Here is a 26,698-nt window from a genome sequence, read left to right on the forward strand (position 1 = left end):
CTGTCACCGGGTCTGTGCAGCTGTCGAAGAGGGGTGGGCGGTGCGATTGAGATGGATACTGTTCTCAACTATCGCGGTCGCCCTGCTCCTTTTCACGGCGGTCATCACAAACGGGCGGCAGGAGTCCCCGGAATTGGTCATCGACAACTCGGTGGCGGCCGACTTCGCCCAAGTGGCCGATGCAGAGTGGGAGATGTTTGTCGCCTCGTTCCCGGCCATGGAGAGCTGTCTCGGCCGCGTAACCCTTGTCGCCGACCACACACTTGACGACCGCGCCCGGTACGATCCACAAACCCGAACCATGACGGTGCGCGTCCCGGGCCCAAAGGTGCTTCTCGACCGCGCCCTGGTGCATGAACTTGCGCATTCTCTGGAGTTCTCATGCGCCTCCCAGGTGAAGATGCGGCCTGCGTTTCTTGCCGCGCTTGGGCGCGATGGCAACGAGGCGTGGTTCGAGGGTCCCGAGTGGGGACTGATCCCGAGCGAGATCTTTGCCGAGGCGGTTGTCGAGTACGTCCTCGACGAGCGAGGGAGGGCCCACACCGGGATCGGTCTCATCGATCAGCATGCGGTCGATGTGGTCATCCGCTGGGCGAACGGCGGCTGAAAGCGCTCGATGCACCGGAACCGACCCCGCACGTTTGAGCCGGCGGGCACATCGGGTCTACGAGCCGCCGCTCAGTCCGAGATCATCGGTCTCTTCACCGAAAGCCGTGGCGGCCTCCGCAAGCTCCTCCTCGCCTGTCTGTGCGGCAGCCTTCTCCAGTTCATGTTGAAGTGTCTCGAGTTCCGCACCACCGGCCATCATCTGGACCAACTGTCCGAGCGGAATGTCCTTTTTGAGATAATCCCCGTAGACCTCGCCGCGACGAAGAATGACGAAGTGGTCCCCGACAGGGTATGCGTGGTGAGGATTGTGCGTGATCAGAATCACTCCGAGCCCGCGCTTCTTGGCATTGACGACATAGCGGAGCACAACCCCCGCCTGCTTCACCCCGAGTGATGCGGTGGGCTCATCGAGAATCAACACTCTGGCCCCGAAGTAGACGGCCCGGGCAATCGCCACAGATTGCCGTTCACCACCCGACAGGGTGCCGACGGGCTGCTCGGGATCCCGGATGTCGATACCCATCTTGCCCAACTCGTCGACCACGGTCCTCTTGGCCTTTGCGACGTCGACCCTTCTGAAGGGCCCTACGCCGCGCTCAGGCTCGGAGCCGAGAAAGAAATTCCGCCAGACCGCCATGAGCGGCACCATGGCGAGGTCCTGATAGACGGTCGCGATGCCTGCATCCAGCGCCTCACGCGGCGACGTGAAGCTGACCGGCTTGCCGTCGATCCTGTACTCGCCGCTGTCGGGCTGGAGGAGCCCACTGAGGATCTTGATGAAGGTGGACTTGCCGGCGCCGTTGTCCCCGAGAATGCAGGTGACTTGACCTTCGTTCACACAGGCGGAGATATCCGTGAGGGCCCTCACGGTGCCGAAATACTTCGATATGGAGTCGACTTCGATCAGGTGTGTCATGAGCGCGCCTTTTCCGCCCGAATTCGTACGAACTGGTTGAGCAGCGCCGCTCCCAGCAGCATCACGCCGAGGAACAGCTTGAACCAGTCGGCATCCCATCGGCCGAACGCCAGACCTTGGCGCACCATCTCGAATATCAGTGCGCCGATTGCGGCACCGATCGCCGAGCCATAGCCGCCGGTCAAGAGGCAGCCACCGATGACGGCCGCGATGATGAACTCGAACTCGAGGCCGACACCGATACCGATCTGTGCGGACTGAAACCGTAACGTGTTGAACATCGCCACAAGCCAGGCAGAGACCGACACGTTCACGAACAACGCGATCTTGACCTTGTTCACGGGAACACCAACGGCGCGAGCCGCCGCCGCATTGCCCCCCGCGCTGAAGATCCAGTTTCCGTACTTGGATCGCAGCAAGACAAAGGTGGCCAGCGCAGTGATAACCAGCCAATAGAAGACCGGAATCCGGATACCGATAAGCGGCGCTGATGCAAATAGGATCTTTGCGATATCGTGACCAGCCAGCTCCTTGCTCAGGTAGATCGTTGTCTGTCCGCTGATCAAGCGAGTGAAACCAAGTCCGGCACCCTGCAGAATGAAGTATGTGCCAAGAGTCACGATGAAGCTGGGCAGCTTGGTCTTGATGACCATGATCCCGTTGAAGACACCGACGCCGACGGCAAGTACCAGTGACAGCAGCATCGCGAGCCAGACCGGCGCACCGGCGTTCTGTATCAGCAACGCCGTCGTGATTCCGAGACCGCCGATGAGGACACCCGAGGAAAGGTCGAACTCACCGCCGATCATCAAGAGGGCGATCGCAACAGACATGATCCCGAGCGTTGAACCCGGATTGGTGTATGCGGATACGGCTTTGACGCTGAAGAAATTCTCCGTAAAGAGCGAGAAAAAGACAAATACGGCGATTGCGCCGATGATCGAGCCGAACTCCGGCCGAGACAACGTCTTCTTGAGTAGACCAGCCCGAAGTAGTCGATCATCGGTGACTGACGGCGCGTCAGCGGTCACGTTCCAGCACCTCCCTCCGGGTTGGGATGAGCCCGCCGTGTGCACGACGGGCCACCCCAACCGACTCTACCTACTTTCCCTCTTCTGTCATCGAGTCCCTGCGGCAACGCCGGCCTTGACCTGCGCAACGTTGCTTGCATCCACGAAACCGGGACCGGTGAGGATCGCCTGCCCACCACCGATCACGAGACCGCTCTGCAGATACAACACGAGCTGGACAACCGGCAGGAACCCCTGCAGGTACTGCTGCTGATCGACTGCGAACTGAATCGTGCCGGCCTCGATGGAGTTCAGCACCTCTTCACCCAGGTCGAACGTTGCGAGCGTTGCCGTGCTTCCGGCCTCCGCGATGGCATCACGAGCTCGAATGGACACGTCCGGGTTCAGCGTGATCACCGCATCGATACTCGAATCGGAGACCGCCGTCTTTATCGTCTCGAACGCCGCATCGAGGTTGGCGACATCGATCTGGATGCGCTTGACGGTGACATCTCCTGCACCTGCCTCGACGCCGTCACATCTCGCCTGCAGAGCAGCGTTGTTGGCCTCATGGATCACGCACAGGATGTTCGTCGCGCCGTTGGCGGCCAGGCGCTTGCCGGCGCCTTGACCGGCGATGAACTCATCCTGTCCGACGTGAGCGATCGCCGCCGTGGTGGCGAACACATCGGAACCGGAGTTGATCGTCACAACCGGAATTCCGGCGTCGGCTGCCCGCTGGATTGCATCTCGCAGCGCGTCGACGTTCGGCAGCGTCAGGATGATGCCGTCGACGTCGTTGGCGATCGACGTGTCAACCAGAGCGACCTGCTTGGTGATATCGGGATCTCCGATCATCGTGCACGAGACGCCTTGGGCGGCGCATGCATCATCGAGACCGTTCTTCATAACGCCCCAGAAGGTTCCAGAGGCATCCTTGTCGTGGAAGATGAGATCGAATTCCAGATCCTTCTGGCTCACCTGGTTGTCTGCCGCCGCGGTGGTGGCGGTCCCTTGTGCCGCGGTGGTCGTTGTGACTCCCGCAGTAGTCGTTGCGGAGCCGCCGGCGCCGCCGCACGCCGCTGCGATCAGGGCCAGGGAAAGCAGCAATGCCACCCATACCCCTCGCCTTGCCGGTATCCCCCGCCTCATATTTCGCCACATATGTAGTCCTCCTGTCCATAGCGCCGGTGCCGCCGGGGCGACATATTTCGTTGAGGTCCTTTCGTCGGGGCCTCGTCCCATCCCCCGCTCCCGCGGGGAAATCTCATAGATCTGCCGCTATCTTCCGCAAGTACTCGAAACTCAGCAGGGCATCCGTCTTCGGCCCTGCACCCTCCTCGGGCTCCGCCGCCAATGAGGCGTCTTGTTCGAGCACATACCAGCCATCGAATCCAGATGCCTCCAGCCGCCGGATAACGCCGGCGATATCGACATCTCCGTGACCGAGCGGTTTGAACATGCCATCGATCACCGCTTGTTTGAACCCGAGTTCACCCGAGCGAACCTTGCCGGCGAGCCGGTCGTCGACGTCCTTGAGGTGAACGTGCTTGACCCGGCCTCTGGCCATCTCGGTGACGGCGACGGGATCGGCTCCGACGACAAACAGGTGACCCGTGTCCACACAGAGGTCGACATCACACGACTCGAGTAACCGCTCCACATGGCGCTGTTGCTCGATGGCCATGCCCCAGTGAGGGTGAAGCGCGGTGACCAGCCCGTTCCGCCCGGCAATGTCGCGAAGACGCTCGAGATTGGCGAGAAACGTGTCCCACTCGTCTTCCGTCATGTCGATCGAAGTGTCATAGCCATCGAGGTGAGAAGCCGGTCCCAGCACCATCACCTGAGAACCGGCGCTCGCCAACTGCCTGCAGGCACGATCGACGTATGCGAGGACGCGATCGATCAGGTCGGGCCGATAGAGAACGGCGACGACAAACCCCCCGACCACGTGCAGGTCGTATTGCTTCAGATACTCCACGATCTCCTCTGGATCGCGCGGCAGGTAGCCGTCAGGCCCGAGCTCGGTGGCCGACAGGCCGACCTCGACCATCTCGGACATGACGCGGTCACGGTCCATCAGGTGACCCCACCCGGGCGAACCATCAACACCCCAGGTGATCGGGGCACCGGCGACTCTGTCGAGTAGATCGCTCATGAGGTCTCCTCGACCGAGACTGGTCTTTCGGCCACGAGCGATCGGCGGCAAGCCTCGGCAACAGCCAGAGCCGCCCGGGCGTCATCGACCGTGCACGGGCTTGGCTGGTCTTCCACCACGGCGTCGACAAAGGCTTCCATCTCGGCCTTGTAGGCAGGGCCGAATCTCTCCAGCCAGCCGACCGTTACCGGGTCTTGGGGAAGGTCGAGGCCAGGATCGAGGGTCCGGATCGGCGTGTGGGCGTCCAGCCCGACGGTGACGCTGTCGGTGGTCCCGAAAAGCTCCATGCGAACGTCGTAACCGCGGGCATCGGTACGTACACCGGTAATGACCGCCAGAGTTCCTCCGTCGAGATGGGCGGTGACGGCTGCGGTCGCCACATCGGCGTGCTCCGCAAAGATCGGGATACCGTGACTGCTGCCGGTTGCACTGACTTGGAGAACTTCTTGCCCCGTGACGAAGCGGAGGATGTCGAATTCGTGGATGAGCATGTCGACGAAGATGCCGCCCGACCCCGCGATGTACTCCGCTCGAGGTGGCTCGAAGTCATGCGTCTGCGCCTGAACCAACATGACATCGCCGAGACCTCCAGAGGCGACCAATTCGTGGGCGGCCCGATAGCCAGGGTCGAAACGGCGCATGAACCCCACCTGGACCATGATCCCGCTCTCATCTACGGCAGCGACGGCCTTGTCGGTCGATGGCAGGTCCATGGAGATCGGCTTCTCGCAGAAGGTAGGAAGACCGGCGCGAGCAGTCTTGATGAGGTAGGAGGCATGCGTCTCCGTCGAGCTTGCGATCACCACCGCATCAACACTGTCGAATATCTCGTCGGGATCGTCGAGGTGATGTGCGTCGAGGTCGGCTGCCAGCTTCTTGGCCCGGCCGGCAGCAGAGTCGGCAATGACGAGTTCGTCGACGGCCGCTACTCCGGTCAAGACACCGGCGTGCAGTGTGCCGATGCGTCCAGCTCCGATCAAGCCGACTCGCAAAGCATCCCCTCCCGAGCTAATGCGCAAGCATCTTTGCTGTTTCTCACAGGAACGTGTGGAACGTTCCAACACCCGAAGCGTATACTGCCGGGGAAACCGATGTCAAGCGGTTCCGAGAGAACCCGTACGGCTCGTCGGGGTGGGAGGCGTTGTGAGATTGTTCGTTACAGGCGGCACCGGATTCGTCGGCAGCAACATACTGAAAGTTGCCATTGAGCGTTACGGAGCGTCGGTGGTCACTACTGCACACTCCTGGCAGGGCGATGGATCCGAGCCTTTCGAGGTTGTACGTGTGGATATGACCGACGGTCCGAGATTACGCGCTGCGGTCGTGGATGCCAGACCCGATGCAATCGTCCACACCGCGATCCTCAACGACTTCACCCGTATCTACGCAGATCGGCCGCTTGCCTGGAAGAGCTATGTCGATTCGACGCGGACACTCGTCGATGCAGCGAATGAGGTGAACGCCAAGATGATCTTGGTGTCGACCGACTGGGTGTTCGACGGAGAGCAACCGGGAGCCTCCGAAGACACGCCGCCGAATCCGATCAACCTCTACGGTGTCCTCAAGGTCATTGGCGAGACGATCGTGACGACGGCCGCCAAGAACGGCGCCGTGGCGCGAGTAGCCGGTGTCAACGGGACACACTGGTTGCGAGATGACTACAAGGCCGAGCAGAATCCGGGCATGGGGCATTTCGTCGGTGCCGTCGTCGACAGCTTGAAGGTTGGTGAGCCTTTTGCGGTCTGGAGCGGGCCTCTCAACATGGTCGGGACGCCAAGCCTCGCCAGTGAAAGCGCCGAGATGATCATGAGGATCATCAAGAAGGACCGGCGGGGCATCTTCCATTGCACCGGGGCCGACTCGATAGATCGGCTGGGTTTGGCGGTGGCGACCGCAGAAGCGTTCGATCTCGACTCCAGCTTGATTACAGCCGGACCTGCCGACTTCAGTGCCACCGGCCCTGCACCGATTCCGATCGACACGAGCCTCGATGCGACCGCCACGGGCACTGCGTTGGCCTATGAGCTTCCCGGTCTCGATCGATTGCTGGCCGCGTTCCGACACGAGATTGATCGCGGCGAATTGATGCCGGTCTAACGGTGGTTACTACGGTCGATTGTGTGCTCCCTGCCCATGCCCGGCTCGGTGAGTGCCCGGTGTGGAGCCCCGATACAGGGACCTTGTACTGGGTGGACATCGACGGATGCTCGGTGCACGAGTTCGATCCGGTGAGCGGAGCCGACAGCTCGTGGCCGTTGGAGGGAAGGCCCGGGGCAATTGCCCTGACCACACAACACGGGCGCCTGCTCGTGGCACTCGAGAACGGACTCGGGTGGCTCGATGTGAAGTCGGGGGAGTTCACCCCGTGGCTGGTTCTCGAGAATCGACGCTCCGGTGTCCGGCTCAATGATGGACGATGCGATCCGGCCGGCCGTTTCTGGGTCGGCAGCATGTTCGTACCGACTTCGGCTCGTCGGTACGAGGGCATGTTGCATCGGGTGGAGTCGGACGGCAGGTTCCACACCACCCGCCGGGATGTGGGGGTGGCCAATGGGCTTGCCTTCTCCCCCGACGGAAGCGTCATGTATTGGGCCGACACACTGCATGAGACCGTCTGGGCATACGACTATGACATCGCCACCGGTCGGCAGCACAATGAGCGGGTCTTCCTCGATTTCACCCGGCTGCCCGGCCGACCCGATGGCGCCTGTGTAGACGAAACCGGCTGCTATTGGATAGCGTGCGTCGGTGGCTCGGCCGTGTTGCGCGTCACGCCTCTCGGTGCAGTGGATCGCCACATAGAACTGCCGGTCGAACGGCCGTCGATGCCTGCCTTCGGCGGAGCAGGTTTGGACACTCTCTTCATCACCACCATCGGTCATGGCATTGATGACGCTCGACAGGTGGGTGAGCCCGGCGGGCTCTACGCGCTCGATCCTGGTGTTCGAGGATTGGCCGAACCCAGGTTTGGCCGATGAGACCGGCTCACGCCACATGCGTTCCGTCCGCGACTACAACCATGTGGAACGTTCCAACTCCGAGCGTTATAGTCGCACGAGGCGGAGAACTCGGAGGGAGTCCTGAGCGTGTCGAAACCACATGTCTGCTTCGGACGTGAGATGCCACCGGATCAAGTCGGAGTCGTGACCACTGAAGCAGGCATCCTCGGACCGGCGGGTGCGACTCCCGATGATCCCTGCGAGATGCTGTCACGAGCCGTGAGAATCATTGCATCGGTGTGTCGCCATGACGGCGAGCCGATGGGTGGACCCCCCAACCTCCGGAGGACCTCCCGTACCGGGATCGCCTACGACAGGACCGACCTTGCAGCGACGGCTACCCGTGGCATCGCGATCTGTAACACGCCCGATGTGCCCACCATCTCCACGGCCGGACATGCTGTCACGCCGATGATATGGTGGCGAAGAACGTGAAGCGATCTGAGGTCGAACTGCGCGCCGGTGGATCGGGTTTCTGCGCACGCCACGCCGGAAGGGAACTCGACGGACGCACGCCGGGTCTGGTCGGCCTTGGGAGGATCGCCCGGCGGGCCGCCGAGATTGCGACCACTCTGAACATGCGGGTCGCCGCTTTCGACCCCTACTTGGATTCGGCGGATTTCCCGGTGTCGATCACGAGGTACACGAGTCTCGAGGATCTGGTCGGAAGTTCGGATGTCGTGTCGATCCATTCGCCGCTCACCGTGGACAACTCCGGACTGCTCGACGCGAGGTCGCTCGTTGCGATGAGGCCCGGGTCGATTCTGGGCAACACGGCACGCGGTGGTCGGGCGGACCTGCCTGCCTTCGCTGATGCCCTGGATGCCCACCGACTTTCCTTGGCCGGACTCGACATCACCGCTCCCGAGCCCCTGCCGGCAGGCACCGACGCGGTTCCCGCTCCGCAGGTTGCCGCCGGCACCAGCGAAGCCAAACGTCGTATCTTCAAGGTTGTTCTTGAGCAGGTTCTGCAGGTTCTCGGCGGTCACCGTCCTCCACACCCGCTCAATCTTGAAGTTTCGAACCGGCTCGTGCCGGGAATGAGATAGGAGGGCAAAAGGTGGGCAAGTCGATTGGCGTGGGTGTTATCGGGTTCGGCTGGATGGGTCAAACTCATTCGCGGGCTTACCGCAACATCCCTGTGTACTTTCCTGAGACAGGTCTGAAACCCAGGCTGGTAGCCGTAGCCGACACGGTCCCCGAGCGGGTTGATCTCGCGACCGAGACCTTCGGGTTCGAAACCGGCACCGGCAACTGGCGAGAGTTGCTCGAACGCGACGACATCGACGTGATCGACATCACCGCCCCAAACGCGCTACACGAGGAGTTGGCAGTGGCGGCAGCCGCCGCCGGCAAGCACATCTTCTGCGAGAAGCCGGTCGGCATCGAACCGCGGGCGACCGCTGTGATCGAACAGGCCGCGCGCAAAGCAGGAGTCATCACCGGATGTGGATACAACTACCGGTGGGCACCGATGGTGCAGTTCACCAAACAACTCATCGAGCAGGGCCGTTTCGGTGAACTGACCCACTATCGAGGTCGGTTCTTCTCCATGTACGGACGCGATCGGCTCGCGGTGCTGTCCTGGAGATTCAAACAGGAGGAGGCGGGATACGGCGTTCTCTCGGACATCATGTCGCATGCGATCGACATGGCTCAGTACCTGTGCGGGCCCATTGCCAGGGTGGTGTCGGTAAAGGAGATCTTCGTCAAGGAGCGCCCGCTCCCGGCCCCGGGCGAAGGAACCCATTACGACCGTGGCAAGCCGGGCGACCCGACAGGTCCGGTCACGAACGAGGACTACGTGGGAGCATTGGTCGAGTTCGACAATGGAGTGCGCGGAACCCTGGAAGTGGACCGATCGATCTTTGGTCCCCAGAGCTCCATGGCCTTCGAGATCAACGGATCCCGAGGCGCCGCCTCCTGGGACCACGAGAAACTCAACCAGCTGCAGCTCAGCCTGCCGGAGGAACAACCGACCGACGGCTTCATCGAAGTGCTCTCGGGTGACGCCTACCCTCACCACGGCCACTTCGTGCCGGGTGGCGGCAACTCCATCGGTTACGAGGACATGAAGACAATCGAGGCATTCGAGTACTTGAAGGCGGTTGCAGAAGGAACAGCGAATCGACCGAGTTTCGGCGATGCGCTCGCCGTCGCCTCGGTCGCGGCAGCGATGACGCGTTCATGGGAGTCCGAGAAGTGGGAGAATGTCGTCAGTCTCCGAATCGACTGACATGACCGACAGGAATCTGTGTCGATGATGTTCGAGGATTCACCGAATCGGAAGTTGCAGGAAGGCAATGCGGTATACGGCTCTCCCTTTCGGTATGCGGTCCCTACGCCGGCAGAGCACATTGCCATGGAGGGGTCGGACTTCCTCGTCTTCGATGCAGGGCACGGATCGCCGAAGCCGCGAGACATGGCCGGAGGAAGCGGCGACATCACCGCTTGTGCAGGGAACGGCTCTTGCCTGACGGTGAACTCGGATGTGTGCTCCACTGCCGTGACCGGGCACAAAGCCATCTCCGAGATCTGCGACAACGGCGGCTTTGCCGTGATCGGCCGACTTGCGCTCGACAGCGACAGAACCGAGTTCCCTCATTTCCTGCGCACCATGAGACACGAGCGGCATGTCCCTGTCGACTTCACCAAGCACGCGGAAGCCATGGCGGCGATCGCCCGGGAACCGGAGTATCTCGACGACTTGCCGGCAATCTTCGTCCGGACCAGAGCTGCCGACCACGGCGACGTGGTGATGGCCGATCGCGCTGCGCCCGGACCAAGGACCGCGTCTGGTGGGAGGTTTGAGCCCCAGAGGCAGGCGACCGTGAGCACCTACGCGTTGCTCATGCCGATCTCGAGGCCGAGAAGAGCTACCGACGTGGGGGTGCACGACGATGGGTGAGTTCGACGGCAAGGTTGGCATCGTCACCGGCGGCGCGTCCCTCATCGGGGAAGCGATAGCAGAACGTCTGTCCGACGACGGGGCCGCGATCATGCTCGCGGATCAGAACGAGACGAACGGCGCCGCAGCCGCCGATCGCCTGGGGGATCGAGTCCGATTCCTCAAGACCGATGTGACAGACGATGCTCAGCTCGACCGTTTGGTCGAGACCACCGTTGCAGACCTGGGAAGGATCGACATCTTGGTGAGCGCGGCGGCGGTGTTCGTCGACGAGCGCTTCGAGTCGAGCCGGACGCTTTGGCACAAGGCCCTCGACGTCAATGTGGTGTCGGCGGCCGTGCTGACCGGCAAAGTGGTTCCGCACCTGGGGAGCGGGAGCTCTGTCGTATACGTGGCGTCTGTGAGCGGGTCTGTGTCACAACCCAACCGGATCGTCTACAACGTGACCAAGGCGGCGCTGCTGATGTTGGCCAAGACGGGTGCCCAGGAGTTGGCGCCGAAGGGAATCCGGGTGAACGCCGTGTCGCCGGGTTGGACATGGAGCAGGAACATCGAACGGAGATATGGCTCACGCGAACGAGCGGATGCCTTTGCAGCCGAGTTCCAACCTCTCGGACGTATGGCAGATCCGGAGGAGATCGCGGATGCCGTTCGGTTCATCGTATCCAATCGGGCGGCGTTCATCACCGGCACCGAACTGGCGGTGGACGGCGGTTACGGAGCCCTGGGTCCCGAGGCGCTCGGCCAACCATACGAGAAGATTGCGATCCTCCCCGATCACTAGAAGCCCCTCGAACGACGCATGGCGCCCATTCCTCCCACGCCTGCGCAAAGCCGCTGCGGTACCTTCCCCCCTGCGGTCGCTTCGCTCCCCGACGAGTGGTCAGGTCACGAGGAGAAGGAACGCTCCGCCGACCAGCAGCCCGAGAGTCATCCGGTCGAACCACAGCCGGTTGATGTGACCGACGAAGACACGGCCGCCGACCACACCGACGGGGATTGCCAGCCAGGTCCACCAGGTTGCCGCGATCAGGCCGCCATCGAAGAGGCCTGCGAACAGATAGGCAGGGAGCTTGAGTAGGTTCATGCCGGCGAATACGGCGGCGGACGTGGCAACGAAGCGACGCGGCTTCAGATCGGTCGTCATCAGATAGGTCACCACCGGTGGCGCACCGAGGTGGGCGATCGCAGATGTGAAACCGGCAATCAAGCCAACGGGCCAGGCATGTCGGCGGGCCAACCTTGCAGCCAATCCGAGTTTGCTGTTCAAGACGTAGAACACGACGAAGACAAGCATCGCCACCGCGATGATACGACGCAGCACGGGTTCGCTGACGTTCGAGATCACGAAACCGCCCACCACTATTCCGGCGGCTGCCGGTGCCAGCAGCCGGAGCAGGATCTGACGATCCCACCCTTGCCAATGAGCGGCGACCGTGAACACGTCGGCAATGATCAGCATCGGGAGCAGCAGCCCGATCGCTTTGTCGGCGGGGATGGTCAGGGCTACCAGGACCGTCACGAATGGTCCCAATATCCCACCGACGCCGGCCTTGCTGAAGCCGATGAGGAAAGCCGCAGCGGCGATGGCAATGATCATCTGGGGTCCTTCACGAAGGCCGTCTTGGTCATAGGAAACTGTTGGAACGTTCCAACCGACTTCAATATACTGGTCTGTAGAGTCCGAATGCCACACGCGGGAGGGGCCATGGGTCGGTTCGACGGCAAAACAGCGCTGGTGAGTGGAAGCACCCAGGGGATCGGCGAGGCGGTTGCCCGACGGTTTGCGTCCGAGGGTGCAGCCGGCATCGTCGTATGCGGTCGCAACAAGGAACGCGGAGCCCGTGTCGCCCATGCGCTGGTCGAGATGGGTACCGAAGCACTATTCGTTCCGGTCGAGCTGGGTGATGCCGGTAGCTGCGAGGCGCTCGTAGCGGCCACCGACGACCGGTTTGGGCGGGTCGACATTCTGGTGAATGCGGCGGGACTGTCGCTACGCGGATCCATCATCGACACCACGGTCGAGTTGTGGGACACGCTGATGAATGTCAACGTGCGCGCACCATTCCTGCTCATGCAAGGCGTCATCAAGATCATGCGCCGCGAAGGCATTGGCGGAGCGATCGTCAACGTCGCGTCCGTCGCCGCATACGGAAGTGTTCCCTTTCTGACGCCCTATGCGACATCGAAAGGTGCGCTCGTGACCCTCACCAAGAATGTCGCCTACTCCGTTGCTTGGGATCGGATCAGGGTCAACTGTCTCAGCCCGGGGTGGATGGACACTCCGGGAGAAGATGCGATCCAGCGTCGATTCCATACCGACGGCCGGGATTGGCTGGCCGATGCGGAGGCACGGCAACCATTCGGCCAACTGATCAAACCGGATGAGGTCGCCCGGGCCATCGCGTTTCTGGCTTCCGACGACGCCGGGATAATGACCGGGGCGATCGTGGACTACGACCAATCGATCATGGGTGGCGGCCCCCAGCCTGTCACCCGTCCCGAAGAGACTCCGTGACCTGACGGGCGAGCACTTCCTTGGCTCCAAGTGGCCGATGACCCAGGCCCGTCGACGATCGAGCACCGCCTTCCTACGCGTACAAGGTCGGCCGCGCCGGTTGGTCGACTCTCACCGGAGTCCCCTTTTCAATCGACTTCGCCCCGGCGAGGGCGGCCGCCAGCGTCAGGTATCCGTCCCAGGCCGTGGGACCTTCAGGCCGATCCTCGAGAACGGACATAGACCACGCCTGGACCTCACGAATGTACGCAACGACAAAGCGCTCCAACCAGTCAGGTTCGACAGATTGACGCATATGGCCTTCTTGTCGAACAACCGGCGTGTGGTGGGGTGCGGTGGTCACCATCCCGTGGGAACCGCTGATCTCGACCCCGACCTCGTATCCGAAACCCGAGTCCTTGTTGACTTCGATCGAGGCGATGGCGCCACCGGCCATTGCCATGGTGATCAGTTGAAGATCGAGCTGATCGCTTCGTTCGGGGTTGATGGTCGTACCACGAACGTAGACCTCGGAGATCTCGTCTCCCAGCAGCCAACGTGCCGAATAGAGGTCGTGCACCGCGGAATTGACGAGTACCTCTTTGGACGTGGGCGGTGTCGCTTCCGGCGGATTCCGATGCCAGCCCCGAAACATCAACGGCCGGCCGATCTCCCCACGGTCGATCGCCTGTTTCACGGCGACGTGTTGGGGGTCGTAATGACGCATCAACCCAACCTGGAGTAGCCGTCGTCCGAGTTGTGCCTCCCTTTCCACGACTGCTGCCGCGGTGTCGAGGTCCGTTGCCAGGGGCTTTTCGACCAGAGCGTGTTTACCGTGTTCCAGACAAGCGAACGCGAAGTCGCCGTGGGTGACATCCGGACTCGCGATGATGACGCAGTCGACAAGTTCCGACGCGATGAGCTCGAAACCATCGGTGAATACCCTTGCGCCTGTGGGGCCGGCTATGTCGGCTGCACGATCGGCGTCGATGTCCATGACCGCGGCGAGCCGGGCATGACCCACCTGCGAGTGGATGTTGCGAGCATGGCGCCCACCCATTCCCCCGGTGCCGATTACCCCGACTCGCAACTGTTCGGTCATCACATGTCACTCCTTGGCTCGGGCGGCTCGATGCCTGCTGTGGCGAACAGCCGCTCGAGAAGCCTCATGTTGGCAACGGAGTCTTCGATCGGGAGGGGGGAGGGTTCTCCGTTGAGGATGGCATCTGCCAGCGCAGTGGCCTGGAGCCCGTACTGGTTGGCGGGCGGGATGACCAGCGTTTCGACGGCAGAGGCGTGTGGATGGTGATCGCCACCCGTCCCGATGGTCACCTTCGTGGCGACATCGGGTGGACAGTTGAAGGGATCGGCGACCGAGATCCAGCCGTCCGTCCCGTGAATCATCACCCGGTGCTCAGGCTCCTGCTCGATGGAACAGGTGAAGGTGGCGAAAGCATCGCCGTAATCGAGGATACCGCTGAATGTCATGTCGACCCGCCATTCGGGATGCACCCGGGCAGCGCCATGCACCCGCAGAGGATCATCGCCGAGCAGCATTCTGGCGACGTTGACGGCATAGCAGCCTACGTCGTAGAGGGCGCCACCACCGGCCCCGAAGTCGAGCCGATAGTCACCGGCTTTGGTCGATCTGAACGAAAACCAGATTCCGACATCGGTAATGCGGCCGATCGAACCGTCGCCAACCAATTCACGGACCGCGATCCACGCCGGGTGAAACCGATACATGAATGCTTCCATGACAAGCACGGTGCGGTCGGCGCAGTGGGCAGCGACCTCCTGCGCCTCGACGCTCGTCAGCGCGATCGGCTTCTCGCACAGAACGTGTTTCCCTGCGTCTGCCGCTTTCTTCGTCCACACGCCATGCAGATTGTTGGGAAGCGGAAGATACACGACATCGATCCCCGGGTCGGCCAACAGCTCTTCGTATGAGCCGTAGGCTCTCGGTATGGCAAACCGTGTCGCAACACTGTTTGCCCTTGCCGAGGAGCGCGAGGCGATTGCCACAAGGTCGCACCGCTCCGCACCCTGGAGCGCGGGAATGACACGGTCTCGGGCGATCGAGCCCGTTCCCAACACGCCCCATCGTACCGACGGATGCGATCCGCTCATGTTTGCTCCACCTCCCCGAGGACGCCAGCCTACAACATGATGTGGAACGTTCCAACGGGTCTTGTCTCGATACGGCGGCAAGAGGACCCTTCTCCTGAAACAGCCGACGATCCCCGATGTGACATGGCGAGCCGGTGGCTCCAAGTCTCTCGTTTCGCTCATCCGGTGCCTTGCGCATGCACTACGGCGCGGTTTCTCACCCGACCTCAGGAGGCCTTCCGAGGCGTGCAACAGCCTTGTCCGCCGACAGGCCGATACCGGCATGATCCTTGGAAGTCCGGACGGAGATGCGCCTTCCGACACCAGCGTCACCACCCGAAGCCGATCCCGCCGCCAGCCGGTCGTCCGGTGGGGGACGCGTGAAAAAGCTCGGCCGGGTCCCCATTGCCTATTCCTTTCGATCGCCACGCAGAGTAGTATGTAGGTCACGCTGTGAGGAGGCACGCGATGAGGAAACCCTTGGCGTTCATATTGGCAGCTCTTCTCGTGGGGGCGATCGCAGGTCCGGTCTCCGCTACCCCACCTGGGGAGGATGGGAGCCACAAGGTGACGATCTGCCATGTCACGAACTCGGTATCGAATCCTTGGGTGATCGTCGAGGTCGACGTCGCCGCATTCGATGGAGCCGGTGCCAACGACCACACTCGTCACATCTCCCAGGATGGCCGCCGGGATGTGCCGGCCACGGATGGTGTGTGCCCTGCTTCCAGCAGCACCACCACCACCGCTTCCACAGCTACCTAGCGGTGTGTCGGTCAATTGATGACCCGGGTCGGCGGACAACTCAGTCCGCGGCAACGGGCCGGGCTCCCAAAGAGGACCCCATCACCAAGTCCGCGACGGACCACAAGGACCTCGATAGCCAACCTCTACGGCGTTCTGCCGGCCAGGAACGCTGCTCGCCGAGTTCGCCGCCTCGGCGCGCGAGGGCAAGGTGTGGTCCTCGTAGATGGCATGCTGCAGCTTTCAGCCGAATGTCCTGGAGCCCTACTCGCGAGTCGCGTGCACCCACGGTAGCTCTCTGCCACCGCGGCAGGCCGGCCTTGGCCTCCCGGAGCCCTTCCGGCCGTTCAGCCGCGGAGCTCGGCTGCGCGGGCATGGGCTTCGAGTCCCTCGATCCGTGCCAGGGCCGCGCTGTCGGCCACGACTTCGTGTGGTTTGGTGAGCCGAATCCACGTCGGTGACCTGAGAAACGTCATCACAGAGAGCCCAGACTGGAACCTGGCTCCTCCTCCGGTGGGAAGGACATGGTTGGGCCCGATCCCATAGTCTGCAAACGCCTCGGCGCTGGTCTCACCCATGAACAGCGAACCGTACGATCCGAGCCTGCCGGCCAGCGCTTTGGGATCGGAGACGTGGAGAGCGAGATGCTCCGGGCCGATCCGTTCGCTGAGCGCCACGGCTTGCTCCAAGTCATCCACAACGGTGCAATACCCGTTGCCCAGGGCCACCGCAGCCACATCGGCCGTGGGAAGGTCATGTAGTTGTCTGGTGATCTGCAGTTCCACGTCCTCGCGGAGGGAACTGCTCGTCGTGATCAGGATGGGGAGGGCGTCGACATCGTGTTCGGCCTGAGCGAGGAGGTCGGCCGCGATCAGGCGGGGATCGGCCGAGGCATCGGCAATGACAACGATCTCACTGGGCCCTGCCAACCCGTCGATGCCGATCTCACCGAACAGGAGTTTCTTGGCTGCCGTCACCCAACGATTCCCCGGGCCGACGACCAGATCACATGGCGGGGAGAGGATGCCGAACGAGAGTGCGGCTATGGCCTGTGCACCACCCACTTTCAGCAGTCCATCGGCGCCCGCCAGCGCCGCTGCGGCCATCGTGAGCGAGGTCGGTTTGGGGGAGGCCACCCAGACGCTCTCGACCCCGGCGACTCGGGCCGGAATCACGGTCATCAAGACCGAAGAAGGGAGCGGATACCGGCCGCCGGGCGCATAGGCTCCCGCGGTTCTCACAGGGAGCCACGAATGCCCGGCCCGCCCTCCCGGCACCTCCACGTCGATGTCGACGACGGCGTCCCGTTGGGCTTCGGCGAACGCCCTTATCTGTTGCGCCGCCCTGTCGAGAAGCCGCCGCCGGTGTTCATCCAGGCCGGCGAGGGCCTCATCGAGATCGCGACGGGTCGCGACAAGCGGCTCACCGGGTGTGACGTCTCCCAGCCGTTCGCCATGTCGACGCAACGCGTCCTCACCGTCTTGGCGGATGTCCTCGACGATCATCGATGCTTCGCGAAGGGTCTCAGGGTCGACAGGGCGTCTGCGATCTCGAATCGCGTCGACATCCGAACGTAGTCTGAGCCACACGCTCACCGGGGAACCTCCTTGGCCTCCATCGGCCTCCGGCTGACCTTCAACTCTCGCCGATCGAGCTCCCCGGCGATGTCCTCCAGGGTGACACCTGCCGCGGCGGCCTTGACCAGAGTGAAATAGAGAAGGTCGGCTGCTTCTGCAATCACGTCCTCGTGTGCCGCAGCGACGCAAAGCTCGTTTGCCTCTTCACGGATCTTTGCGGCGAGAAGGGCGGGATCGCCCAAGAGCCTGGTGGTGTTGCCGAGTGTCCCCTCTTCGGCGATCCGGGTGAGGCGACGAGCGAGTCGTTGAATCCCGTTGTCCTCGCCCCAGCAGGACCGGTACCCGAGATGACAGAATCCATCCTTCTGGCGAACCGTGAACCGCAGGGCGTCACGATCACAGTCCAGGTCGATCTTGATCAGCTCTTGCGTCGCCCCGGAGGTCTCCCCCTTGACCCAGAGCCCGCGTGATCGACTCTGGTAGACGCCCCTCCTCGTCTCGACGGCCTCGCGAAGGCTCTCCATACTCGACCAGACGAGACCGAGTGCCTGGCCTGCCTCGTCGGCGACGACGGTCGCCCACAGTCCTTCGGACCGGAGGGACTTCAGTGGTGCGGCTATGGCGTCTGCCAACGTCATCTTCCCGGTGTAGAGGGCCATGCCGACTTGGGCGTCCGCGCCGAGACGATCGAGTTCTCGGATCTCGTCGACAGATACGATCCCACCGGCCACGGTCACTCTGCTGTCACCGGCAGCGGCCACCACTGCCGCAGCCCGCTCCAGATCCGTTCCTCCGAGGAGCCCTTCGCGCTCCACGAATGTGACGAGAAAGCCTCCGCAGAAGTCTCGAAGCTCCTCCACTCGCGACAAGACGGTTTCTCCTGTCGTGCGACGCCACCCGTGGGTCACCACGTCGCCGTCACGGGAATCGAGAGACACGATCACCCTCTCACGAGGAAGCTGTGACAAGAGTTCCGGGGTCGCGGCCGTCCCGATGATCACCCGCCTCGCCCCGGCGTCCAACCATCGTCGGGCAGTAGCGACATCGCGTATGCCGCCGCCCACCCGCGTTGGACCTCGCCGGCACAGATCGCCGATCAGCTCGACATTGTCCCCCTCGCCGCGGGCAGCGTCGATATCGATGACGGCCACCTCTCCGGCCACCGAGAATCGTTCCAGAAGAGGCCTGGGGTCACCGGCATCCAAGGCCCGCTCCTCGCCTCCGATGAGCTGGACCGTCGAACCGTGCGAAATATCGATAGAGGGAATGATCACTGTCTCACCTCCACTCCCATGGAGCCCAGCCGGGTCTTCAGTGCTCCGACGGTCGTCACACCATCGTGAAGAATCGACGCGACGAGAACCCCCGTGGCTCCCGCCTCGATGCCCTCCTTGAGATGCTCGGCGTTGCTGGCGCCGCCGGAAGCGATCACCGGGACGGTCACCGCCGAACAGACTGCAGCGACCAACTCCAGGTCGTAACCGTCCTTGGTGCCGTCACGATCCCAGCTCGTGAGAAGGATCTCCCCGGCACCGGCCGTGGCCGCCGCCCGGCACCATTCGACAACGTCGATCCCGGTTCGGTTGCGGCCGCTCTCCACGACGACTTCCCATCCACGAGTCGATCGCTTGGCGGCATCCACGGCGACAACGGTGCACTGGGAACCGAAACGTTGTGCGATGTCCGAGACGAGGCCAGGCCGTGTCACCGCCGCCGTGTTGACGCCAACCTTGTCCGCCCCGGCGTCGAGGAGCCTCCCCGCGTCGTCGGTGGAACGGACTCCCCCGCCGACGGTCAGTGGGATCGAGAGGACCGACCGTACCGCCTGGACCGTTTCAATGGCATGACTTCGACCTTCGGGTGTTGCCGACACGTCGAGAAGCACGATCTCGTCGGCACCCTGGTCTTCGTAGGCGGCGGCACAGGCAACCGGGTCGCCGGCATCACGAAGATCTTGAAAACGGACACCCTTGACGACACGTCCGTCCCTGATGTCGAGACAGGGGATTACGCGGGAAGCGAGCATCACGTCACCACGAAGTGGCCGTCAGCCATCGTTCAAGGACACCGGCACCCCAAGCGCTCGAAAGCTCGGGATGGAACTGACAAGCCAGGACGTCGCCTCGCTCCAGCGCCGAAACGAAGCGGCCTCCATAATCGGTTGTTGCCCCCACCCATCCTTGCGGTATCCGGCACAGCCGGTACGAGTTGGCAAAGTAGGCCCAGCCCGGCGTGAGGAACCGACTTCCCCGCTCAGGTTCAACCATGTTCCACCCGAGCTGAGGAACCCTGACGTCGTCGTCGAAACGGGTGACCGTTTCGGGGACGAGACCAAGACCGGACTGCCCTGGGCTCTCCTCGCTCGCGGTGCAGAGGAGCTGCAACCCGAGACAGATCGCCAGAGTGGGTCTACCCTCATCGATTCTCTCCGACAACGCTGCCCGCATCCCGACCTGATCGATCCTCGACATTGCAGCACCGAAGGAGCCGACACCGGGGACGACCACACGGTCGCCGGCCTCCACATCGTTGGCCTCGCCTGCGAGTTTCGGTGTGGCCCCGGCCCGCCGAAACGCGGCAACCACCGATGCCGTATTGGCCGTACCGGTGGGCACGATCACGACGGTGTCGCTCATCGCAAGGTCCCCTTCGTGCTCGGAACATCACCGCCGGCAACGCTCACCGCGGACCGCATGGCGAGAGCCACCGCCTTGAACGCCGCCTCCGCCATGTGGTGATTGTTCTCGCCTCGAATCAGATCGACATGAAGCGCCATGCGCGCCTCGACTGCCATCGAGACCAAGAAGTGCCGCAGGTTCTCGGTCGCGAGATCACCGATGGTCTCCCTCGTGAACGGGATCTCGACCTCTGCCCATCCACGACCCGACAGGTCGACCACCGCTCGGCACAATGACTCGTCCAGTGGTGCGTAGGCAAAGCCGAACCGCGTGATTCCGGTCCGGTCGGCCAACGCCTCGTCGATGGCGCCCCCGATGGCCATCCCACAGTCCTCGGCCGTGTGATGATCGTCGACACCCAGATCTCCCTGGACGGTGAGATCGAGATCGAATCTTGCGTGCCTCGCAAGAGTGGACAGCATGTGATCGAGAAAACCCACTCCTGTGTCGACCTTGGATCGTCCGGTCCCATCGAGACCAATCGAGCCCACGATGTCGACCTCGAGGGTCTTGCGCGCAAAACCGGCTGTCCTGTTCATGAAAAGAGCCCTTCGAGTTCCGAGACCGACCCAAGGATCCGTGCGGTCCCGACCAGAGAGCGTCGAGCACGGTCCGTGTCATCGCCAGGTGCAACGACCCCGATCGGGATCACTCCTGCACCTCTTGCCGCCGCTACATCATCAGGCGTGTCCCCCAGCATCCAGGCCCTGTCGACACCGAGACGCTTTAGAGCCAACCGGACCGGCGCCGGGTCGGGTTTCAGACGAGTGTCTTCCTTGGTGACCAGCACCGAGATCGAATCCAGCATCCCGGACCGGGCAAGGAACTCTTCGGCATCGGACTTCGGTCGTCCCGTCACGACACCTATGGGAAGCATCTCCGCCCACCGCTCCAACATGGTGGCCTCCACGAGCGCCTCCTCGCGCAGTTTGAGACCCTCGAGGCCGTCGACTCCCTGATAGAGAGTCTCGAACCGGTCGATTACGGCCGAGATCGACACCTCCACGCCGGCGTCGGCACACAGTCTTCGCGTCAGCTCCCAATCGTCGTCCGCGTCACCCGCCGCTTTGGCCTCCTCGATATCCCGACGAGTCACGCCGACTCCGAAGCTCGCCGCCGTTTCGACGATCGCCGTCACCTGAAAGCCGGCGACGTCGGCGAGGACACCGTCGAGGTCGAGCAACAGGGCCTCGGGAGCGACGGCCGACAGCAGCGTGTGGACCAAACGCTCGAACCGAGGCTGATCGCCGGGCAGGGTGATCCGCAGATAATCCTCGAGTCCGGGACGTTCCGGGAACCTTCGCAGCGCAACTCCCAGAGATGCAGCAGCAGACAGTACCCATTCCGGGGCATCGAATCGGGCCAAGACAAAGTTGGCCTGAGACGGCAAGGTGACGATGCCGTGCGATTCGAGGATCCCCGCCAACGTATCTCGTTGAGATCTCACGTTGCCGACGAATTCGGCGACCTCGTCTCGATCATTCAGACGCGCGTGCGCGAGGGATGCCGAGAGCCCCGACACCGCGTACGGATTCCCGTACGCCGCCAGCTCCGTGACCAGCTCGGTCGAACCCAGCACATAGCCGACCCGTAGACCGGCCAGCCCCCACGCCTTGGAGAGGGTGCGGATGACGACAACATTCTCCATTTCGAGGGCGGCACGAGTCAGGCCGCGGTCGGCAAACTCTTCATAGACGGCATCCAATACGAGCAGCCGCGCGCTCGCCGCCAGCTCGCGCAGGGCGGCTTCGTCGATCACAGCGCCCGTCGGATTGTTCGGCGAGACCACGAACACAATGTCCGTGTCGTCCGAGATGGCGTCTATGACGGCTTCGATCGGAAAGGCACCTTGCCACCAGGGCACCTCGACCAGACGACCTCCAACCTGTTCGACATAGCGGGGGATCATCACGAAGCTCGGATACGTGGCTACCGCTTTTCGGCCTGGACCCATATGTGCGAGGAAACACCTGAAGAGCGCGTCGTCCGCACCGGCGGTCACCAGCACCTGATCGGTTTCGACTCCGTGAAGCTCGCGGATGCTCTCTCGCAGCGCAGACGTCTCCGGGTATCGACTCACCAGGCTCGACTCGTTGGAGATGCAACTGAGCAAGGAGACCAATGGCGGTTGCCCTTCATTCCTCGACAGGTCCAGATCGATCGGAGAGTCGGACAGGGGGTGCGAATATGCAGTAGGACGGTTCATGGGACGATCTGCTCCAGTCGCGAGACAGCGATATCCGTTGCCTCACGTTCTTTCAGTAGGGGTATCAACGCCGGTAATTCGGAACGAGGCACTGCAGCCTTCACCGCCATGCCGCTGTCACCGTGCAGACGAGCGATGGTTGGCTCGCGCATACGCGGGAGGATCTCGATGATCCGCTCGAGGTATTGGGCAGAGACGTTGAACTCGACCATCACACGTCGTCTTGCCTCGAGCACCGACCGCAAGCTCAATACCAGACCGTCGATCGCCGCCTTCTTCACCGGCGAGTCCAGTACCTGAGGACTGGCGTACAACCGAGTCGACGACGTGATCAGCTCGTCCACGACCGCAAGGCCATTGGCGGAAAGAGTCTCCCCCGTGGCGGTGTTGTCGACGATCACGTCGGCATCCTCGGGCGGAAACACTTCGGTCGCCCCGTACGAGTGAACGAAGGTGGCACGCAGACCCCGCCGAGCTATCCAGCTGCGGGACAACCGCTCGTACTCACTGGCAACCGTCAACCGCCGGTTCGGAAGACGACCATCCTCGAGAAGTGCGAGCGGGGCGGCGGCAACAACCCGTACCGGGTCGAGACCCGTATCCAGCATTTCGATGAGTTCGGCGTTCTTCTCGGCGACCCAGTCGGCGCCGGCGAATCCGATATCACGAGAGCCGGCCGCCAGCATCTCCACGATGTTCTGTGGTTTGAGGAGTTTGACCTCGTAGCCGGGAACCGACAGCTGAGGTCGGTAACCGCGGCCACCACTACGCAGCTGCAGACCCGCGTCCGATAGGAGGTTCACGACTCCCTTCTCGATGCGGCCCTTGGGTACCGCAAGGTGAAGAAGGTCTTGTCGGTCAGATAGTGTCATCTGGGCTCTTTCCCGCCGACAGCGTCCGGGTGCTTGCCCAATAAACAAGAAACCGACCGCTGAGGTCGGCGTTTGTGTCCTTGGCTGGCTATCGCTAGTTGAACACCATCAACCGACCCGATCCGGGTGGTGGTGATGATGAAACTCAGCAAATCGTCTGCTCATTGTCCGAGGACGCTAGCCCATCTCGAACCGAACCGCAAGAGAACATCGCCAGGCGCAACCGCCGATCCGCCAGGCGTCGCCGACGAATCGAACCTCTACGCTTCCTCGGGGCGGCCCGCGCGAGTGCCGATCACGGCCGGTGCGTCGACATCAGGAACGTTGCCCACCAGGGCTCTAGAACCAGGCCGCTCCACGAGCAGACATCTCGGGTCTCGACGGACTCCACCTGTTCGCCAATCGCTCACGGAAGCTGATGATGAGCCGGCTCAGGCGATTGGTCTCGATCAGGAATGCATCGTGGCCTTGAGGTGCCGCCAACAGGCAGAACTCGGCCTGCGGCAGCGCCGCCGCCAGGGCACGGACCTCTTGTGCCGGATACAGGATGTCGGATGAGATCCCGACGACGAATGCGGGCACCTCGATGGCACTTGGCTCGACCTGGTAGCCGTCCATTGCCTCGATCAGTGTCAGATAGCTGTTGGCATCGAACCGTTCGACCAGCTTGATTCCCTGATACCGCAGGTACGACTGCGCGGCGTAGCCATCATCGGTGAGCTCACGTCCGAACCTGGTGTCGAAGTCGTCGGCACTGCGGTAGCTGCACATCGCGATCATCCGCGCCGTGGCGAGGCCCGATGTCGGAGGCTGCGCCGGGTCGTACCGGCCGCCGAGGAACCCATGATCCCCGATGATGGCGGCCCGTTGTGCCTCCGAGATGGCGAGTGCCCAGGCAGACTGGGCCGATCCAACACCGATCGGCACGATGGCATCCACCATCTCCGGGTACCGCTCTGCCCAACTCAGCGCCTGCATGCCACCCATGGAACCGCCGATCACCAGCTCCAGCCGCTCCACACCAAGGTGATCGAGTAGCTGTTTCTCGAGATCCACCATGTCGCCGATCGTGACGGCAGGGAAATCCGGTCCATACCGGGTCCCTCCGGGAGGAGCGTCCGCGGGACCCGTCGTCCCGTAACAGCTGCCGAGGACATTGACCGACACGATGAAGTCTCGATCCGGATCGAAGGCCCGGCCGGTTCCGAACATGCCGGCCCACCAGACGTCGGCATCGGCAGATCCGGTAAGGGCGTGACAGACCAGGATGGCCGAAGATGAGGGATGCCCCCATGTGCGGTAGGCAACGCGGACGCCGTTCAACCCCCCTCCTTGGGAGAGAGGGAACACTCCCTCGATCTCGAAGTAACGAGTGCTCTCGGAGATCACGTAGGTCATGTCGCTTCCCCTTGCAGCCCGGCCCTGACGAACGCCGCCTCGAAGTCGTCCTTGATGTCGTCAATATGCTCGATCCCTACCGACACGCGGATCAGGTCGTCGGTCACACCGGCCAGTCGCTGCTCCTCGGCATCCAACTGTTGATGTGTGGTCGATGCCGGGTGGATCACGAGTGTCTTGGCATCTCCGACGTTCGCCACGTGGGATGCAAGCTGCACACTGTCGATGAACTGCTGCGCGGCGGCAGAGCCTCCGTCGATCCCGAAGGCGAGCACGCCGCCGTATCCGTTACGAAGGATCCGCGTGGCATTCTCGTGATACGGATGGTCCGGCAGACCCGGGTAGTCGACCCAGGCGACCGACTTGTTGGCCTGAAGCCACTCCGCCAACTCGAGCGCGTTGTCGACATGGCGCTGCACCCGCAGCGACAGGGTTTCGACACCCTGGAGTAGCAGAAACGCGTTGAAGGGGCTCAATGCCGTGCCGATGTCACGAAGACCCTCCACGCGAGCACGGATGGCAAATGCAATGTTGCCGAAGGGGCCGTCGGGACCGAACACGTCGGTGAAGACGAGACCGTGGTACCCGGGGGCGGGCTCGGTGAACACGGGGAACCGACCGTTGCGCCAGTCGAAGTTCCCCGAGTCGACGATCACACCCCCGATGGAGTTGCCATGGCCGCCGATCCATTTGGTTGCCGATGACACCACGATGTCGACTCCATGATCGATCGGCCGGCACAGATACCCGGCTGCACCGAACGTGTTGTCGACGACGAGCGGCACACCTGCCGTGTGGGCGACATCGGCGAGAGCGGGTAGATCCGGGATGTTGAACCGAGGATTACCGATGGTCTCGGCATACAGCGCTTTCGTGTTGTCATCGATCAGAGCTGCAAACGCCTCTGGGTCGTCGCCGTCGACGAAACGGACGTCGATGCCGAGACGGGCCAGCGCCACCTTGAACTGGTTGTAGGTTCCACCGTAGAGGTAGCTGGTCGAGACGATGTTGTCGCCGGCACCGGCCAGCGTGGTCAGGGCAGTGAACTGTGCCGCCTGACCGGAAGCGGTGGCGACCGCAGCAATTCCTCCCTCCAGGGCGGCAATCCGCTTCTCGAATACATCTGTGGTCGGGTTCATGATTCGGGTGTAGATGTTGCCGAATTCCTCGAGGGCGAAGAGCCGGGCGCCGTGCGCCGAATCGTCGAAGGTATAGGACGTCGTCTGATAGATCGGAACCGCTCTGGCATGTGTGCCCGGGGCAGGTTCCTGCCCAGCATGAACCTGCAGGGTTTCGTATCGGTAACCGGTACTCATCTGCTCCCTCCTCAATTCTGGCCTAGGTTCAGGCTTTGGGAGCGGTGCCGGTGAACAAAAAGGTCCGCTCCCGTCGCCGGTGCGGAGCCTCGTTTTGCGTGGGTGGTTGCTTACGCGTCGACGTCGCACGGCTTGGGACAAGCCATGCAAATCATTCGGGCGATGGGGACAACCTTCATCTGGCGTGCGATCGTACACGACCCGGCCGCGCTCGTCAATGAACAAGACGGTCGCGACCGGTCAAGACGGGATGAACACCGTCAGGATCGCGGGCGTTTCGACGATCTCGCGACCTTGGGCCGGGGGCTTGCCGGGTCGGGCCGGCCGGTGTCGTGTTGTGTGGGCTCCGGTCAGGCGATCGTCACACCGGCATCCAGGTAGACGTCCTGAATCGCGTTGAGCAGCTCCACACCCTCGGCCATCGGACGCTGAAACGCCTTACGCCCACTGATCAAACCAGACCCGCCGGCCCGCTTGTTGATAACCGCGGTACGCACCGCCTGCTCGAAATCACCGGCACCCGAAGACGCCCCACCCGAGTTGATCAAACCAATCCGACCCATATAACAATTCGCAACCTGCCATCTCGTGAGATCGATCGGATGATCGGTAGTCAACTCCTCATACACCCTGGGATGCGTCTTACCGAAACCGACAGCCAGGTAACCCCCATTGGACTCAGGCTGCTTCTGCTTGATGAT

The 26,698-nt window shown here is 62.7% G+C and carries 28 protein-coding genes; 10 read left to right on the top strand and 18 right to left on the bottom strand.

Annotated elements, in window-relative coordinates; all coding sequences use genetic code 11:
- Positions 1-46: 46 nt before the first annotated feature.
- On the top strand, positions 47-607 hold the full coding sequence (locus tag GXP34_10980) for a hypothetical protein (protein ID NOY56495.1): 561 nt from the start codon (positions 47-49) through the stop codon (positions 605-607).
- Between the two features lie 57 nt (positions 608-664).
- Here the strand turns inward: GXP34_10980 and GXP34_10985 are convergent, their stop codons facing one another.
- The 5 genes from GXP34_10985 to GXP34_11005 all read right to left on the bottom strand — a co-directional run bounded on the left by GXP34_10985 (position 665) and on the right by GXP34_11005 (position 5,685).
- Positions 665-1,525 carry a sugar ABC transporter ATP-binding protein gene (locus GXP34_10985; protein ID NOY56496.1) on the bottom strand — a complete coding sequence of 287 codons (861 nt, stop codon included), beginning with the start codon at positions 1,523-1,525 and terminating at the stop codon, positions 665-667.
- Positions 1,522-2,556 (bottom strand): ABC transporter permease, encoded by a 1,035-nt coding sequence (locus GXP34_10990; GenBank protein ID NOY56497.1) that lies wholly within the window; start codon positions 2,554-2,556, stop codon positions 1,522-1,524. Before GXP34_10990 ends, GXP34_10985 begins: the two co-directional genes overlap by 4 nt.
- A gap of 87 nt (positions 2,557-2,643) precedes the next feature.
- Positions 2,644-3,687: a sugar ABC transporter substrate-binding protein gene (locus GXP34_10995; GenBank protein ID NOY56498.1), complete on the bottom strand. Its 1,044-nt coding sequence runs from the start codon at positions 3,685-3,687 to the stop codon at positions 2,644-2,646.
- A 115-nt stretch (positions 3,688-3,802) separates the two neighbouring features.
- Positions 3,803-4,693: a TIM barrel protein gene (locus tag GXP34_11000; GenBank protein NOY56499.1), complete on the bottom strand. Its 891-nt coding sequence runs from the start codon at positions 4,691-4,693 to the stop codon at positions 3,803-3,805.
- A complete protein-coding gene (locus GXP34_11005; protein ID NOY56500.1) occupies positions 4,690-5,685 on the bottom strand; it encodes a Gfo/Idh/MocA family oxidoreductase in 996 nt (331 codons plus the stop codon). The genes GXP34_11000 and GXP34_11005 overlap by 4 nt, the downstream gene beginning before the upstream one ends.
- Before the next feature lie 151 nt (positions 5,686-5,836).
- Between GXP34_11005 and GXP34_11010 the strand changes: the two genes are divergently transcribed.
- The 7 genes from GXP34_11010 (at position 5,837) to GXP34_11040 (ending at position 11,384) form a co-directional block, all read left to right on the top strand.
- Complete coding sequence (locus GXP34_11010) at positions 5,837-6,790, top strand: sugar nucleotide-binding protein (GenBank protein ID NOY56501.1); 954 nt, start codon at positions 5,837-5,839, stop codon at positions 6,788-6,790.
- 23 nt (positions 6,791-6,813) lie between these two features.
- Positions 6,814-7,671 (top strand): SMP-30/gluconolactonase/LRE family protein, encoded by an 858-nt coding sequence (locus GXP34_11015; protein ID NOY56502.1) that lies wholly within the window; start codon positions 6,814-6,816, stop codon positions 7,669-7,671.
- 165 nt (positions 7,672-7,836) lie between these two features.
- Positions 7,837-8,127 (top strand): hypothetical protein, encoded by a 291-nt coding sequence (locus tag GXP34_11020; GenBank protein NOY56503.1) that lies wholly within the window; start codon positions 7,837-7,839, stop codon positions 8,125-8,127.
- Positions 8,124-8,741: a hypothetical protein gene (locus GXP34_11025; protein ID NOY56504.1), complete on the top strand. Its 618-nt coding sequence runs from the start codon at positions 8,124-8,126 to the stop codon at positions 8,739-8,741. Before GXP34_11020 ends, GXP34_11025 begins: the two co-directional genes overlap by 4 nt.
- Before the next feature lie 11 nt (positions 8,742-8,752).
- Entirely contained in the window at positions 8,753-9,928 is a 1,176-nt protein-coding gene (locus GXP34_11030) for a Gfo/Idh/MocA family oxidoreductase (GenBank protein NOY56505.1), read from the top strand.
- 24 nt (positions 9,929-9,952) lie between these two features.
- Positions 9,953-10,600, top strand: a complete 648-nt coding sequence (locus GXP34_11035; GenBank protein NOY56506.1) for a hypothetical protein — start codon at positions 9,953-9,955, stop codon at positions 10,598-10,600.
- Positions 10,593-11,384: an SDR family oxidoreductase gene (locus GXP34_11040; protein NOY56507.1), complete on the top strand. Its 792-nt coding sequence runs from the start codon at positions 10,593-10,595 to the stop codon at positions 11,382-11,384. Before GXP34_11035 ends, GXP34_11040 begins: the two co-directional genes overlap by 8 nt.
- Positions 11,385-11,483: 99 nt before the next feature.
- Here the strand turns inward: GXP34_11040 and GXP34_11045 are convergent, their stop codons facing one another.
- Positions 11,484-12,200, bottom strand: coding sequence for a sulfite exporter TauE/SafE family protein (locus GXP34_11045; protein NOY56508.1), 717 nt, complete (start codon positions 12,198-12,200; stop codon positions 11,484-11,486).
- A 108-nt stretch (positions 12,201-12,308) separates the two neighbouring features.
- Here GXP34_11045 and GXP34_11050 point away from each other — a divergent pair, with 108 nt between their 5' ends.
- Positions 12,309-13,118, top strand: a complete 810-nt coding sequence (locus GXP34_11050; protein NOY56509.1) for an SDR family oxidoreductase — start codon at positions 12,309-12,311, stop codon at positions 13,116-13,118.
- Positions 13,119-13,191: 73 nt separating this feature from the next.
- Here GXP34_11050 and GXP34_11055 read toward each other — a convergent pair whose 3' ends face one another.
- On the bottom strand, positions 13,192-14,199 hold the full coding sequence (locus GXP34_11055) for a Gfo/Idh/MocA family oxidoreductase (protein ID NOY56510.1): 1,008 nt from the start codon (positions 14,197-14,199) through the stop codon (positions 13,192-13,194).
- Positions 14,199-15,227 (bottom strand): Gfo/Idh/MocA family oxidoreductase, encoded by a 1,029-nt coding sequence (locus GXP34_11060; protein NOY56511.1) that lies wholly within the window; start codon positions 15,225-15,227, stop codon positions 14,199-14,201. Before GXP34_11060 ends, GXP34_11055 begins: the two co-directional genes overlap by 1 nt.
- 447 nt (positions 15,228-15,674) lie before the next feature.
- Between GXP34_11060 and GXP34_11065 the strand changes: the two genes are divergently transcribed.
- Entirely contained in the window at positions 15,675-15,971 is a 297-nt protein-coding gene (locus tag GXP34_11065) for a hypothetical protein (protein ID NOY56512.1), read from the top strand.
- Positions 15,972-16,297: 326 nt separating this feature from the next.
- Here GXP34_11065 and hisD read toward each other — a convergent pair whose 3' ends face one another.
- The 10 genes from hisD to GXP34_11115 all read right to left on the bottom strand — a co-directional run.
- Positions 16,298-17,545 (bottom strand): histidinol dehydrogenase, encoded by a 1,248-nt coding sequence (hisD, locus tag GXP34_11070; GenBank protein ID NOY56513.1) that lies wholly within the window; start codon positions 17,543-17,545, stop codon positions 16,298-16,300.
- Entirely contained in the window at positions 17,542-18,801 is a 1,260-nt protein-coding gene (hisE, locus tag GXP34_11075; GenBank protein ID NOY56514.1) for a phosphoribosyl-ATP diphosphatase, read from the bottom strand. The genes hisD and hisE overlap by 4 nt, the downstream gene beginning before the upstream one ends.
- Positions 18,798-19,553 carry an imidazole glycerol phosphate synthase subunit HisF gene (gene hisF / locus GXP34_11080; GenBank protein ID NOY56515.1) on the bottom strand — a complete coding sequence of 252 codons (756 nt, stop codon included), beginning with the start codon at positions 19,551-19,553 and terminating at the stop codon, positions 18,798-18,800. Before hisF ends, hisE begins: the two co-directional genes overlap by 4 nt.
- A gap of 4 nt (positions 19,554-19,557) precedes the next feature.
- Positions 19,558-20,163, bottom strand: a complete 606-nt coding sequence (gene hisH / locus GXP34_11085; GenBank protein ID NOY56516.1) for an imidazole glycerol phosphate synthase subunit HisH — start codon at positions 20,161-20,163, stop codon at positions 19,558-19,560.
- Positions 20,160-20,744, bottom strand: a complete 585-nt coding sequence (gene hisB, locus GXP34_11090) for an imidazoleglycerol-phosphate dehydratase HisB (GenBank protein NOY56517.1) — start codon at positions 20,742-20,744, stop codon at positions 20,160-20,162. Before hisB ends, hisH begins: the two co-directional genes overlap by 4 nt.
- On the bottom strand, positions 20,741-22,285 hold the full coding sequence (locus GXP34_11095; GenBank protein NOY56518.1) for an aminotransferase class I/II-fold pyridoxal phosphate-dependent enzyme: 1,545 nt from the start codon (positions 22,283-22,285) through the stop codon (positions 20,741-20,743). The genes hisB and GXP34_11095 overlap by 4 nt, the downstream gene beginning before the upstream one ends.
- A gap of 122 nt (positions 22,286-22,407) precedes the next feature.
- On the bottom strand, positions 22,408-23,283 hold the full coding sequence (gene hisG / locus GXP34_11100) for an ATP phosphoribosyltransferase (GenBank protein ID NOY56519.1): 876 nt from the start codon (positions 23,281-23,283) through the stop codon (positions 22,408-22,410).
- 339 nt (positions 23,284-23,622) lie between these two features.
- Entirely contained in the window at positions 23,623-24,681 is a 1,059-nt protein-coding gene (metX, locus tag GXP34_11105) for a homoserine O-acetyltransferase (GenBank protein NOY56520.1), read from the bottom strand.
- Positions 24,678-25,997 (bottom strand): O-acetylhomoserine aminocarboxypropyltransferase/cysteine synthase, encoded by a 1,320-nt coding sequence (locus GXP34_11110; GenBank protein NOY56521.1) that lies wholly within the window; start codon positions 25,995-25,997, stop codon positions 24,678-24,680. The genes metX and GXP34_11110 overlap by 4 nt, the downstream gene beginning before the upstream one ends.
- A 350-nt stretch (positions 25,998-26,347) precedes the next feature.
- On the bottom strand, positions 26,348-26,698 hold a 351-nt coding region (locus GXP34_11115; protein NOY56522.1), incomplete at its 5' end, for a fructose-bisphosphate aldolase.

This window comes from Actinomycetota bacterium (assembly GCA_013152275.1).
In the GTDB taxonomy this organism is placed as follows: domain Bacteria; phylum Actinomycetota; class Acidimicrobiia; order Spongiisociales; family UBA4744; genus BMS3Bbin01.